Here is an 11603-nt window from a genome sequence, read left to right as displayed (position 1 = left end):
CTAATTAGACTGCGCCCTCGCGCACCACCTCGACATCGAGAGTACCGCCCGGCAGCGGACGAAGCAGGTCCTCTTCAGGCCGGTTCAAGAACAGCCAATCTGCCCAGGCAGCCGGTTCCAGCACGCAGACCTGGCGGTCATGGATGGGAGCAACGTCCGGGCCCGGTGCCGTGGTGAGCATGGCAAAGCTCAGTACCTTGTTCTGTTCCTCGCTCCAGAGCGCTGCAATACCCATTATGGGTGAGCCTTTGAGCGCGAAACGATGCTTCGTTTTGGGATATTTGCTCCCGGTGAACTCGAAGAAGGCTGAAAGCACCACGACGCAGCGGCGGGACTCCGCATAGTGCCGACCGTCCGATCGCATGTTGAACACGGGTCCCGCCTTGGCTCTGGGAGGCGGGAAGCCGAAGCGCATCGGCGACAGCGCCACCCCATTCCCCACGGCGCGCAGAACCGGCCCGGTGTCGCCGATGCGAATGTCCTGCGCCTGCCGCAGTGCCGCCTCGTCTCCTTCGCTGCCATTGAGCTCGAGCGCAGCGATGGCCCGCATGTATTCGGCGTAGCTCACAACCTGTTCGTAGTCATTGCACATGCAGCGCTAACGCCCCCGGCGACGGGCGGTTCACTCAGGGCTAGTCCTGTGCCCTGCCCTTACCCGTGCGACCATGCTCGAAGCGGGTCATGCCGGAGAATTCCGGCAACCACCTTTCACGCCGCACCACCCAACCTTCATAGCTGGGAACGAACTGGCTGGGCTCGTCGAACGTGCCAAGATGCACTTCCACCTCGTCCTCCCATCGGGCAAAGACGGAGGAGCCGCATCTTGGGCAGAAATGGCGGTGCTTGTAGTGGTTGGTCGCTCCGGTGACGGTCACGGCCTCTTGTGGAAAGATCGCCGCCGCATAGAACACCGCGCCGTGGTGCTTGCGGCAGTCAAGGCAGTGGCAGATCCCCACCCGATAGGGCTGCCCCTGAACTTCGATCCTCACCTTGCCGCAGAGACAGCCTCCTGACACCATTTCCATCGCTTTCCTCCTCTTGTGGTCGTTGAGCGATCACATCAGGAAATGGCGATGACCTCTAGCTCCGCCTCCCCCAGGCTGACGACATCGCCCACTTCGCGCCCCAGGAGTACCCGTGCAATTGGTGACGCAAAGGAGATCGACCCTGACGCGGGATCTGCCTCGTCCTCACCCACAATGCGATAGGTCTGGACCCGCCCGTCCTGGCGCTCGAACCTGACCGTGCAGCCGAATGACACCCTTTCAGCGGAAGCAGGAGCCGGCACCACTTGCGCCGTGCGCAGGCGCTCGGTGAAATAGCGGAGATCCCGAAACGGGTTCGCCGCCTGCCGCCGCCGCTCGTTGACGTCCTCGATGGTCATGGCGGCATCGTAGGCCGCGCGCGCCGCGGACAGATGCCGTTCCAGCGCGCGGAGCCCTGGCTCTGTCACCAGATTCGGCCCATCAGGAATGGGCCGATCGGGCAGCATGGTCTCGGCGGCCGTTTCGGCACTGTCTTCCTTGGTGAAGGCGACGCTCACTTCCGGGCACCCTTCGCTGCAGCCCGGTAGGCCGCATCCATCTGCGCCAGTGCTGAACGTTCCGGCGGCGGCGCCCCCAGATGCAGGTGACGCAGCTCTTCCATGAAATCCGTCAACAGAGCCGGGCCACCTTCTTCCATCACCCTGGCACGCGCAGCCAGATCGGGGCTGACGGGCAGGAACCGGGTGCCCCAGGCACTCAGGGCAGCCATGACTGGCACCAGCTGAATGGCCTTCTCGGTGAGACTGTAATTGGTGCGCTGCTTGTGTGCCGGATCAGCGGCCGCCGTTAGCAATCCTTCTGCCACAAGGCGCTTGAGCCGGCTGGCGAGGATATTGGTGGCGATGCCCTCGAGGGATTTGCCCAGCAGTTCGCCATAGGAGCGGTGATTGCCAAACATGATGTCGCGCAGCACCACCAGGCTCCACTTGTCGCCCAGAACTTCCACCGACAGGTTGATTGGGCAGCCAGACCGCAGTTCCACAAGACACTCCTTTTCCTCTCCTTTACAAGCCACGCCATGACGGGTAAACCGATTGCATATCACAAGCGGTTTATTTTGTCCGGGCGTGTCGAAATCGCCCGCGCTGATACGTCGATCGAGCAGTAAAGTGGGAGGCAGCTGCAATGGAACGGAATTACGGTTGGGTGATCGTGGCGGCGGGCGCGCTGATTACCTGTGTCGCAATGGGTTCGATGTTCGCCCTGCCCGTCTATCTGCAACCGGTTGCAGACCAGACGGGCTGGACTCGCGCCGGCATCTCGGGGGCCATGACCATCGGCTTCATCGTCATGGGCGTTGCCGGCTTTCTGTGGGGCACGCTAACCGATCGGATCGGCGCCAAGCCCGTGGTGTTGATCGCCGCATTCACCCTTGGCCTCGGGCTGTTCATCGCCAGCCGCGCCAATGACATCCTGATGTTCCAGATCGCCTATGGCGGCCTGGTCGGAGCGTCAGGCGGCGCGTTCTTTGCGCCCTTGATGGCGACGGTGCTTGGCTGGTTCGACAAGCATAGGAGCCTTGCCGTGTCGCTGGTGTCCCTGGGCGGCGGTGTGGCGCCCATGGTGATGACACCTCTGGCCACCGTGCTGATCGAGCAATTCGGCTGGCGCGACGCCATGATGATGACCGCCCTTGTCGCCACTGCGATCATCGTCCCCGCGGCATTCCTGATCCGCCGTCCGCCCGCTGTGACCGAACCTCAGTCCCAGGCCGGCACTGCGGCCGGAGCCGAGCATAGTACCTCCCTCCTGGCGATCATGCGCCGCCCGCAGTTCATCGTCCTCGCTTCAGTGTTCTTCCTCTGCTGCGCCGCCCATTCCGGCCCGATTTTCCACACGGTGAGCTATGCTATGCTGTGCGGCGCCTCGGCGATTGCCGCCGCCAGCATCTACAGCGTTGAAGGCGTCGCCGGCCTCTTCGGCCGCCTGATCTTCGGTCTCCTGGCCGATCGCGTGGGGGTGAAGCGCGTCATCATCGGTGGCCTCGTCCTCCAGGCGGTGGGCATCTACACCTACATCTATGTCGGCGAGCTCACGCAGTTCTACATGCTCGCAGTCGTGCTGGGCCTCGCCTATGGCGGCGTGATGCCGCTCTACTCGGTGCTGGCGCGCGACTATTTCAGCCCGCGCGTCATGGGCACCGTGCTGGGAGGGATCACCATGACGTCAAGCATCGGCATGGCTTTCGGGCCGGTCGGCGGCGGCTGGCTGTTCGACACCTTCGGCGACTACCACTGGCTCTATGTCAGTTCGGCCGCCATCGGCCTTGCCGCGGCTCTCGTTGCCCTCACCTTCCCGCGGCCTTCGGCGCCGCAGGAGCTGAACGGGACACTGCAGCCGGCCTAGACCGGGTTGGGCACGGCGCCGCCGCCATCGGCGTCGTCGTCCCCAGGCGAACTAGCATAGGCGCGCGAGAGCTGACGATACTGCGGTGAATTCATCGCGACGATCGTCACCAGCACGCCTACGACGCCTGCAACGGTGAAGACCAGGGCGATGCCCCGGTCCGCTCCCGTGCCGAACCAGCTGCCAATCGCGCCCGCCCCGGCCCCATCGGTCATGAACGGGATCACCACGAACTGCGTCAGGGGTCCGATCAGGAAGGCTGTCAGCGGCGAGGCCGCCTGCTCTATGGATTGGGCAAAGCCGAAGACGCGACCCTGGCGCTCGAGCGGCACAACCTTCTGCAAGGTCGTGTGCTCGGCCGCCTCGGCAAAGGGCCCCAGGAACATCCAGACCAGGCAGCCACCGGCCAGGAGCCAGATGGAAGGCTGGATGGTGAAGAAGCAGCAGGCGGTCCAGGTGATGAGATTGACCAGCAGCAGTGTCCGCAGCGGGTTCGTTCCAAGGCCAACGCGGCTAATCAGGATGCCGCTGACGATAAACGCGCACGATAGTGCCCCGAACATCAGGCCCCAGACCTGCACGGAGACCAGAGACAGGCCGTAGGCGTCGAGCAGCGCCATGAAGATGCCACCGAGGAAATTGTTGAAGGTTGCGAAGAAGATCAGCGCGAACAGGCCCGGCACCGCCGCGATCACAGCGATGGTCCCCTTGATGTCGACCCGCTTGGGCTCCACCGGCTCCCCCTCCACTGGCTCCACCCGTCCTTCGTCGAGGTGCAGGAAGTGGAGATGGACCAAAACGACAAAGGTGGCGACCAGCGCCAGAACCAGGGTTGCCAGCATGCCGCCCCAGGCGACGAGGAAGCCACTGATGACCGACGTGGTCAGAAATCCGATGCCACTCACCATGCCGACGAGGCCGTTGGCCTTGTCTCGCCTGTCCTCGGGGATGAGGATGGTGACCAGGGTTGGCAGGGCGATGGAGCGGATATTGCCGGCAATAACGCCGAGCATGATCAGCAGTACGAAGGTCCAGAGGTACCAACCATAGGGGTCGGCAAAGGCCTCCCCCGGCTCCAGGAGCACCATGGCGAGCGAGGCCACATAAAACACCGCCGACACGAGGCTCGACCCCATCATCGCCAGCTTCTTGCTGTTGTGGTCCACGAGGCTGCCGAACCAGATGCCGAAGGCAGCCGTGAAGATCAGGTAGATGCCAGCCACCATGCCGGTGGCAAACACCGACTGCGTCTCGATGAAAATCCAGAAGGTCAGCGCAAACCAGACAGTGAAGTTGGTGACGTTGGCGACCAGGGTATTGGCAAGAACTTGGTGAAAGGGCGTCATGATACTGCCTGCCGTTCGTTCCGGCAGCACTATAGCCGGATGTGCTGCCTTGCCAAAGCAGCCAAATGTCGATGACAGGTCATGTCAGTAGAAGGCCCGGGCGCAGGACGTTCATACTCTAGAAACCATGTTGCTTCAGGCTGCCTGCATCAGTCAGCATGAGGTTACCAATGGAAGACCAGATCAAGCGCCGCGCCTATGATCTCTGGGAAGCGGACGGAAAACCCGCAGGGCAGGACCAGCAATACTGGTTCAAGGCCGTTGCCGAACTTGCTGCATCCGCAGCATCGACCATCAAGCCGGCGCGCAAGCGCGCCTCCCGCACCAGGAAGGCTGCCTGAAGCGAACGCCTTATCCCTTCAGAAGCAGGGATAAGGCCCCCTCGTCAGGGGCCAAGCAAGCGCGGCCAATAGACGTCGCTGTCGAAGTCTTCAGGAATGGGAGACAGGCGCGAGATTGCCGCGGCCGCATATTCCACCTGCAGGGCAAAGTGCCGGACATCGTCGGGCATCGGCATCCCCGTCAAAAATTCACGCGTGCGCCACTCGTTGAGTTTGCAGGATCGCAGCCGCCGCCGCCCTTCGGCCTCCACATCTTCAACCGTGATCTGATTGCGCGCCGGAGTGCCGCGCCAGATCTGCTCGGACGAGTTTCTGCCACCCTCGATGACCGCGAAACGCACTTGGTTCCCCTGAAGCTACTGACAGTCATCAATTTGTCACATGCTTCTTACCGAACCGGTAACGAGGCCGTTGCGCTAGCGCTTCTTTATCTGCTCTCCGGCTAGCTTCTTGTCCCGCCGGCCCCGACTCCAGGTGGAGTATTTTCGGCTGCCACGGACGATGCTCATGTTGACCGGCCCTTGCAGGAAAGCGAGGTCGACCGCCAGCAGCAAGAGTCCGAGCGGCAACATCCAGATTCCGAGCACCGGCAGGAAGCTGAAAACGCCTCCAAGGATCAGCAGAATGCCGAGCGGTATGCGCACCCACCGGGCTCTGGGCTGACGCAGCCGTTCAAGCCAGCGCGCGGCAAAGCGGGGAATGCGCCGCTGCAGGCGCTCGAACTGCCGGTTGAGACGGGCGCGGCTTTTGGATGCCAAGGTTAAGTCCTCCAGGGCAAACATTGCCCTCAACGACATCTGGTCATGCAAAGGCGTCTATCCAAGGGCAGAGAGCACAATTGCCGCTACTTCGCCGCTCCGTGACCTGCTGTCGCCACTCGGAACTTCCGTCCTTACCTTGAGTTGAGCGAGTACTCGACCAACATGGAGCGTCAACATGGCCGCGATCGGAACACGAACCCTTAAAGCTGCGCGCAGGGACAGCGAGGATGCTGTCGATGCGCTGATGGATCAGCTGGCAGCGCTGCGCAAGGAGATTGCCGAGATCAGCGAGGCCGTGAACGACTATAGCGGCCATACTCTTGGCGATGTGCAGCACACCGCCCGCGCCCTGGCCAAAGAAGTGCGCCAGCAAGGCGCAGTTGCCCTCCGCCAGGCAAACCGTCAGGCGCATCTCGCCGGCAAGGCCATTCAGGAGAATCCGGTGCCGGTCATCGCCATCCTAGGCGGCATTGCCCTGCTCTCCGCGCTGCTGCTCGCACGCGATTGACGTTAAACTCTCGCTAACCTTCTGGGTGAAGCCTGTCTTAAGCCTATTGGGGCAATTTCGGTCAAACTTGCACAATTGCAACACACCGGACTTGCCCCATGCTGCTTTCCAAAGTCATCACCCGCGCCGCGGCACTGGCGGTCGTCGCCACCAGCCTGTGCGGCTGCAGCTTCCTCGGCCTGAACTTCGGCATGGCGCAACTCAGCGAAAAAGAGTGCCTGATGCGCGCGATGTATTTCGAATCCAACCGCTCGAGCTCGGAAGGCATGCTTGCCGTCGGCACCGTGGTGATGAACCGCGTCTATGACGCGCGCTACCCCAAGTCGGTCTGCGGCGTCGTCGGGCAGAAAAACCAGTTCGCCCAGGGCGTGCTGACGCGCAAGATGACCGATAGCGGCGCGATACTGGCCGCGCAGATGGCCGACCAGGTGCTCGCCGGCGCCCGCCATCCGGGCGTGCGCAACGCGCAGCACTTCCACACGGCTGGCTTGCGCTTCCCCTACAACAACATGCACTACGTGCTCGAGGCCGGCGGCAACGAGTTCTACGAGAAGTACTGACCGGCCAGCGGCAACCTAGAAGTCGCCGCCGAAGTCGAAGTCGCCGCCCATATCCCCCATGTCACCGCCGCCGAAGTCCTCGCCACCGGCATCGAAATCCTGCTGATCACCAGTCGCCTCGCCACCCTGATCGAAGGCGCCTTCGGCCGCTTCGGCGCCACCGGTCAGCATCCCCGCTATGGCGCTGCCCAGCAGCACGCCACCGGCCACGCCCATCGCTGTCTGCGCCGCCCCTGCAAGGAAACCGCCGCCTCCGCCAAACTGCCGCCGCCGGTAGTCGTAGTCCTGCTCGGGCTGCCGGTCCCACGGGCCGCGCCTTTGCGGGCGCGCCGGGGCAGGCTCATCGCCCCCGAACAGCCCACCCAGAAAGCCTCCGGCCGGGCGCTGGCTCGCTTCCAGCTGCTCGATGCGCTGCTGGGCCTGGCGCAGCGCCTGTTCCTGAATCAGGATCGTTTGCGCCATGTAGTAGGGCGCGGGTGGATAATCGCGGAGCCGCTGCTGGATCAGCTGTTCGGCATCCCGATCGCGCGGCGCGCTGTTGCGCGCAACATCCTCGATCCGGTCGAAAAGACCATCGATGGCCCGTTGATCGTCCTGATTGGGCATTGGCGTCGCTCCCTTGGCATCCTCTGGCTTACAAGTGGGCAGCCTTGCCATTCGTTGCAATGGGCGGGCCTATCGCTCCGCCGCCACACGCAGCACGTAGCCGATGACCACGGCGACCGCCTCATAGAGTTCGAGCGGGATCGTGTCGTCCAGCTCCACGCCTGCCAGCGCCTCAGCCAGCACCGGATTGGCCTCGATGACCACCCCACTCTCTTCTGCCAGGCTGACGATGCGCTCGGCCAGCAGGCCCCTGCCCTTGGCCACCATTTTGGGCGCTTCACGGCTGCCCTTCTCGTATTGCAGCGCGATCGCCAGCGCACGGGACTTGGCTTCGTCGCTCATGATCGCGAATCCACCAGCTGCCCCCTGGTCTGAGGCGCCGCGGTCACCGGCGCACCGGCGCGCACCACCAAAGCCCCCAGACGCAGACCCGCAGCCGCCATCGCTTCACGGAGCGTGTCCGCATGCTCCTCCAGGGCCCTCGCCGCCGCAGGGTCGCTGGCCCACAGCATCACGCCTGTTGATCCAGATCGGAAGGAGACCTGAGCCCCCACCTCTCCCAAGGCCGGGAGGTTGAGCGCAAAGCGCATCTGCCAGCCGCGCTCAGCCGGCGTGCTACCCTGCCCCTGTTCATCGGCATGGATCTGGAACTGCAGCATCGTCTGGTGCTGGCCTATCAGCACCGGCAAGTCCAGGCTCCAGTCCGCTGCCTTGACCGCTGGTTCAGGCAGGGACGCGCTCTGGTGCAGGCGCGTCCGGGCCAGCGCCGCTTCCGTGCGCTCCAGCAGCTGCTTGCCCACTTCCGGCGCCGGAGCATCGAGGTCGAGCGGCGGCACGCTTGGATCGCGCATCCGCGGCGGCACTCCCTTGACCGGGGGCGGCGCCTGTCCCGCCGCCGGCATCGGAGCCTGCGGCCCCAGCCACTTGGTGAGCGCCTGCTGCAGGGCCAGGAGGGCAAGCTTCATATCGGTTTGCGGGGATGGCGTTTGCCCGCGCGCCAACCCCGCCTCCAGGAACAGCCCGGAGCCACGGACAGCAGCCTGCAGCGCGGCACCGTCGAAGTCCTGGCTGTCCAGGGCGACCTGCCCGCCGAGCACCTGCTGGGCCGCGCGCACCACTGGCTCCGGCAGCGCCACCTTGCCGAGCACAGCCGTCAAAGCAGCGGTCAGCGCAACCACCGGCACCTGCCTTGGCACTGCAGCATGCACCATCTGCGACACGGCCGCCTTCAGGGCTGCGGGGGTTGTCGGTTGCAGAGGTTCGGGATTTCCCGCGTCGGCGGCGGATATGGCCGACGGTGTCGAACTCGCTGCAGGGGTCTGCGTAACGATTTTCGTCGGATTTACCGCACCAGCACTCGGCCTAGTTGCGCCCTCATTCGGCAGCGCTGCAGGACCTCCACGGGGCGCAGAAGGCACGGCTGTGGATGGGAGAGGCGTCTGGTTCGGGACTGCCACCTGCCCAGAGGAATTGCCCGCTACGGGTACAGGCGCGCGCGGCGTGACACCACTGACTCCGCCACCATTCGGCACCGTCCCTGCCGTCTGACCCTCCAAGGGCGGAGAGCCCGCAGAGACCACCGAGCCGTTCCCGCCCTGGATCTTCGTCTCGGGCTGCTGCAGCACCAGCTTGATCTGCGGTCCCGTCGACTGCACCTGCAATTGGATCTTTTCCCCCGCGGGAGCTGGCTGCGGCAGGGCAAGGCTGAGCACATGCCCGCCAATATCGACCTTTGTGGCGCCAGCGCCCACTGTGCCGATCACCGTTGCTTCCAGCACCTGCCCCAACTGCAGTGCCAGCGACTGCAGCAGGCTCGGACGAACCAAAGCGGCAAGAGGCGGACGTTGCGGCACAATCGTCGTCACTACCGCTCCTCCGGCCAAGCACTCACGACAGCATCACGCCGCCGGCAATCTCAACCGTTCCAGCCGAACGGCAAGCTGAAGCCGAAGACATTGCTGAGCACGAACAAGGCTGCCCAGAGCAGCGCGATCAACACGCCCCAGACAATCACCACGGCGACGACGGAAAGAATGGCGCCGACGGCGACCCAAAGTCCATCCCGTTCCAGAACGCCCAACGCCAGGACGCAGATGGTGAAGGCCGGCAGCATGTTGCCGAGGGGGATGGGCAGGAACAGGATGATCGAAAGGATCAGGCAAAGGGCGCCGACGACATATTCGGCTGGCGCCTTCGCCAGCAAGCTCAGGCGCGGCCGCATCAGCCGCTCGGCCTTGGCAAGCCAGGGCGCGGTGAGGTCCACAACCTTCTCGAATTCGGTACGGGATAGGGAGCGATCCGCGATCAGCCGCGGCAGCCATGGCCGCTGCCCGAGCATCAGCTGAAAGGACAGGAAGATGAGCGGAGCCCCCAGCACCGCCGATACGCCTGGCGGCACAGGAATGGCATTGGGAACGGCGAAGATGAACATCAGTGCGCCGATGGCGCGATGCTCCAGCGCCTGCAGCAGATAACCCACCGAAATCCGGTCCACGGCCTGATCCTTGGCCATGGCCTGCAATATGCCCGACAGACGCTCGGGGGAATCCTGCGCCGCGCCGAGGCTGGGATTGATCTGCTCTTGAGTCATGTCTCTTCCCGGATGGGCCACGCTAGGCAGGCTAGCCCCGGCATGGTTACCAAAACCATCATGACACCTTCATGGCTTGTCGGGGCGGATGTCGGTATAGCTCTTGGTTGCCGGCTTTCCGCGGAAGGTTACCCAGAAGAAATTGAGCGTATAGGTGCCGGCGGTGCGGAACACGCCCTCTTTTTCCAGGCGGCGGCCGGACGTCTTCATCTTGAGCGCAAACGTCCATTTGACGCCGCCGACCTTGGAGAGGCGCACCGCCACGTCGGTGTCCTCACCGAAAAAGTCGATGCTGCGGTCATAACCGCCGACCTGCTGCCAGGCGGCGCGCTTGAACACGAAATTGCCGCCCTGCACTACCGACCCCACACGCAACACAAAGCGGTTGATGACGTAGATCAGCCAGGTCAGGCCATAGAACATGCCAACGAGGAACCGGCTCCAGGGGCTCATGTCGTAATAGATATAGGGGCCGCTGAGGCAGACGAGCTTGGGATCCCGGTTGAACTCGTCGAAGACAGTGGTCAGCCAGCCGGGCGGCACCATGGTGTCGCTGTCGATATTGGCGATCAGGTCATAGCCTTCGCTGGCAGCAAAGCCTGCGTCACGGGCATTGACCAGACCCTTCTTGGGCTCGTCCACCACGGTCACGCCGGGAAAGCTGCGGGCGATCTCGCCGGTACGATCTGTCGACGCGTTGTTGACGACAATAACGCCCGCATCGACGCCGCAGCGCTTGATCTCCTGCACGACGGATACGAGGCATTTGCCGATCAGGGCCTCTTCGTTATAGGCCGGTATCACGAATGCCAGTTTCATCGACGCCTCTTGCTGGGCCGGGACGATCTACCCGTCCGCCCCGAATAGCCGTTGAGCGGCGCCACGGCAACAAGCCGTGGCGCTTTTTGCGGTGGCCGCGCGCTCTTCAGCCCAGGTAATCCCGCTTGCCGATGGCAACGCCTGCATGGCGGAGGATCGCGTAGGCGGTGATCACGTGAAAGTAGAAGTTGGGCAGAGCCCGTTCAGTGACATAGGCAAGGCCGTTCATCTCCACGTCCTTGCCGCCCAGCTTCAGCACCACTTGCCTTGCTTCGCCTCCGTCAAGGTCAGCCGGATCAATGGCTGCCAGGAGATCGAGTGCCCTCTGAATCCGGGCGCGCAATTCTGGGAAGGTTGTTTCGGTGTCGGGCCAGGATGGTACCTCCCGTCCGGCAAGGCGCGAAACGCAGCCTTTGACGTGGTCGGTGGCGATCATCACCTGCCCGCGAAAGGGAATCATGTCCGGCGCCAGCCGCATGTCGGCGAGCACAACGGCGTCGAACTTGCGTTCGGCAGCACTGGCCTCTGCCTTGTCCATGATGGCAAGCAGGTTGTTCAGCATGCGGGTGAAGACGGGAACGGTCACGTCGTAGATGGAGATGCTCATCGGTTGGCCTTGGATTGACTGGCGCTTGCGGGGAACGTCTTCTTGCGCTCGCAGTTTGAGGCTGGCAAGACAG

17 protein-coding genes are annotated in these 11603 nt (G+C 63.6%); 4 read left to right on the top strand and 13 right to left on the bottom strand.

Features of this window, described 5'->3' with window-relative positions:
• Positions 1 to 4 precede the first annotated feature (4 nt).
• Genes VIL88_RS11280 through VIL88_RS11265 form a run of 4 tightly spaced genes read right to left on the bottom strand, consistent with a single transcriptional unit; the run spans position 5 to position 2028 of the window.
• Positions 5 to 592 carry an SOS response-associated peptidase gene (locus tag VIL88_RS11280; protein ID WP_331988825.1) on the bottom strand — a complete coding sequence of 196 codons (588 nt, stop codon included), beginning with the start codon at positions 590 to 592 and terminating at the stop codon, positions 5 to 7.
• A gap of 40 nt (positions 593 to 632) precedes the next feature.
• Entirely contained in the window at positions 633 to 1025 is a 393-nt protein-coding gene (locus VIL88_RS11275) for a GFA family protein (protein WP_331988823.1), read from the bottom strand.
• A gap of 35 nt (positions 1026 to 1060) precedes the next feature.
• Entirely contained in the window at positions 1061 to 1543 is a 483-nt protein-coding gene (greA, locus tag VIL88_RS11270; protein ID WP_331988821.1) for a transcription elongation factor GreA, read from the bottom strand.
• Complete coding sequence (locus VIL88_RS11265) at positions 1540 to 2028, bottom strand: helix-turn-helix domain-containing protein (protein WP_331988819.1); 489 nt, start codon at positions 2026 to 2028, stop codon at positions 1540 to 1542. The genes greA and VIL88_RS11265 overlap by 4 nt, the downstream gene beginning before the upstream one ends.
• A gap of 143 nt (positions 2029 to 2171) precedes the next feature.
• Here VIL88_RS11265 and VIL88_RS11260 point away from each other — a divergent pair, with 143 nt between their 5' ends.
• Complete coding sequence (locus VIL88_RS11260) at positions 2172 to 3392, top strand: MFS transporter (RefSeq protein ID WP_331988817.1); 1221 nt, start codon at positions 2172 to 2174, stop codon at positions 3390 to 3392.
• Here VIL88_RS11260 and VIL88_RS11255 read toward each other — a convergent pair.
• Entirely contained in the window at positions 3389 to 4738 is a 1350-nt protein-coding gene (locus VIL88_RS11255; protein ID WP_331988815.1) for an MFS transporter, read from the bottom strand. The two genes, VIL88_RS11260 and VIL88_RS11255, sit on opposite strands and share 4 nt — an antisense overlap.
• A gap of 170 nt (positions 4739 to 4908) precedes the next feature.
• Between VIL88_RS11255 and VIL88_RS11250 the strand changes: the two genes are divergently transcribed.
• Positions 4909 to 5079: a DUF2934 domain-containing protein gene (locus VIL88_RS11250; RefSeq protein ID WP_331988813.1), complete on the top strand. Its 171-nt coding sequence runs from the start codon at positions 4909 to 4911 to the stop codon at positions 5077 to 5079.
• A 44-nt stretch (positions 5080 to 5123) separates the two neighbouring features.
• On the opposite strand, the gene VIL88_RS11245 is transcribed toward VIL88_RS11250, so the two are convergent.
• A complete protein-coding gene (locus tag VIL88_RS11245) occupies positions 5124 to 5420 on the bottom strand; it encodes a hypothetical protein (RefSeq protein ID WP_331988811.1) in 297 nt (98 codons plus the stop codon).
• Positions 5421 to 5495: 75 nt separating this feature from the next.
• The gene (locus VIL88_RS11240; RefSeq protein WP_331988809.1) at positions 5496 to 5888 is read right to left on the bottom strand and encodes a hypothetical protein; all 393 of its coding nucleotides are present in this window, start codon (positions 5886 to 5888) and stop codon (positions 5496 to 5498) included.
• A 127-nt stretch (positions 5889 to 6015) separates the two neighbouring features.
• Here VIL88_RS11240 and VIL88_RS11235 point away from each other — a divergent pair, with 127 nt between their 5' ends.
• The gene (locus VIL88_RS11235) at positions 6016 to 6348 is read left to right on the top strand and encodes a hypothetical protein (RefSeq protein WP_331988807.1); all 333 of its coding nucleotides are present in this window, start codon (positions 6016 to 6018) and stop codon (positions 6346 to 6348) included.
• Positions 6349 to 6446: 98 nt separating this feature from the next.
• Entirely contained in the window at positions 6447 to 6908 is a 462-nt protein-coding gene (locus VIL88_RS11230) for a cell wall hydrolase (RefSeq protein ID WP_414650132.1), read from the top strand.
• Positions 6909 to 6923: 15 nt separating this feature from the next.
• Here VIL88_RS11230 and VIL88_RS11225 read toward each other — a convergent pair whose 3' ends face one another.
• From VIL88_RS11225 to VIL88_RS11200, 6 genes are all read right to left on the bottom strand, one after another.
• Positions 6924 to 7514, bottom strand: a complete 591-nt coding sequence (locus VIL88_RS11225; RefSeq protein ID WP_331988805.1) for a DUF2076 domain-containing protein — start codon at positions 7512 to 7514, stop codon at positions 6924 to 6926.
• Positions 7515 to 7583: 69 nt separating this feature from the next.
• Positions 7584 to 7856 (bottom strand): EscU/YscU/HrcU family type III secretion system export apparatus switch protein, encoded by a 273-nt coding sequence (locus VIL88_RS11220; RefSeq protein ID WP_331988803.1) that lies wholly within the window; start codon positions 7854 to 7856, stop codon positions 7584 to 7586.
• Positions 7853 to 9379, bottom strand: a complete 1527-nt coding sequence (locus VIL88_RS11215; protein WP_331988801.1) for a flagellar hook-length control protein FliK — start codon at positions 9377 to 9379, stop codon at positions 7853 to 7855. Before VIL88_RS11215 ends, VIL88_RS11220 begins: the two co-directional genes overlap by 4 nt.
• A 50-nt stretch (positions 9380 to 9429) precedes the next feature.
• Positions 9430 to 10104, bottom strand: a complete 675-nt coding sequence (locus VIL88_RS11210; RefSeq protein ID WP_331988799.1) for an exopolysaccharide biosynthesis protein — start codon at positions 10102 to 10104, stop codon at positions 9430 to 9432.
• 69 nt (positions 10105 to 10173) lie between these two features.
• Positions 10174 to 10923, bottom strand: coding sequence for a glycosyltransferase family 2 protein (locus VIL88_RS11205; RefSeq protein WP_331988798.1), 750 nt, complete (start codon positions 10921 to 10923; stop codon positions 10174 to 10176).
• A gap of 106 nt (positions 10924 to 11029) precedes the next feature.
• Positions 11030 to 11530 (bottom strand): DUF1993 domain-containing protein, encoded by a 501-nt coding sequence (locus VIL88_RS11200; protein ID WP_331988797.1) that lies wholly within the window; start codon positions 11528 to 11530, stop codon positions 11030 to 11032.
• Positions 11531 to 11603 lie beyond the last annotated feature (73 nt).

It is taken from the genome of Devosia sp., assembly GCF_036563435.1.
Taxonomy (GTDB): Bacteria; Pseudomonadota; Alphaproteobacteria; order Rhizobiales; family Devosiaceae; genus Devosia.
The sequence above is the reverse complement of the archived record's forward strand: the minus strand, read 5'-3'. Positions and strand labels throughout refer to the sequence as shown.

Excerpts from the sequence above, each read along its gene's own strand:
- VIL88_RS11280 (WP_331988825.1), bottom strand. The coding sequence starts at position 592 with ATGTGCAATGACTACGAACAGGTTGTGAGCTACGCCGAATACATGCGG.
- VIL88_RS11275 (WP_331988823.1), bottom strand. The coding sequence starts at position 1,025 with ATGGAAATGGTGTCAGGAGGCTGTCTCTGCGGCAAGGTGAGGATCGAA.
- VIL88_RS11260 (WP_331988817.1), top strand. The coding sequence starts at position 2,172 with ATGGAACGGAATTACGGTTGGGTGATCGTGGCGGCGGGCGCGCTGATT.
- VIL88_RS11255 (WP_331988815.1), bottom strand. The coding sequence starts at position 4,738 with ATGACGCCCTTTCACCAAGTTCTTGCCAATACCCTGGTCGCCAACGTC.
- VIL88_RS11250 (WP_331988813.1), top strand. The coding sequence starts at position 4,909 with ATGGAAGACCAGATCAAGCGCCGCGCCTATGATCTCTGGGAAGCGGAC.
- VIL88_RS11235 (WP_331988807.1), top strand. The coding sequence starts at position 6,016 with ATGGCCGCGATCGGAACACGAACCCTTAAAGCTGCGCGCAGGGACAGC.
- VIL88_RS11230 (WP_414650132.1), top strand. The coding sequence starts at position 6,447 with ATGCTGCTTTCCAAAGTCATCACCCGCGCCGCGGCACTGGCGGTCGTC.
- VIL88_RS11225 (WP_331988805.1), bottom strand. The coding sequence starts at position 7,514 with ATGCCCAATCAGGACGATCAACGGGCCATCGATGGTCTTTTCGACCGG.
- VIL88_RS11220 (WP_331988803.1), bottom strand. The coding sequence starts at position 7,856 with ATGAGCGACGAAGCCAAGTCCCGTGCGCTGGCGATCGCGCTGCAATAC.
- VIL88_RS11210 (WP_331988799.1), bottom strand. The coding sequence starts at position 10,104 with ATGACTCAAGAGCAGATCAATCCCAGCCTCGGCGCGGCGCAGGATTCC.
- VIL88_RS11205 (WP_331988798.1), bottom strand. The coding sequence starts at position 10,923 with ATGAAACTGGCATTCGTGATACCGGCCTATAACGAAGAGGCCCTGATC.
- VIL88_RS11200 (WP_331988797.1), bottom strand. The coding sequence starts at position 11,530 with ATGAGCATCTCCATCTACGACGTGACCGTTCCCGTCTTCACCCGCATG.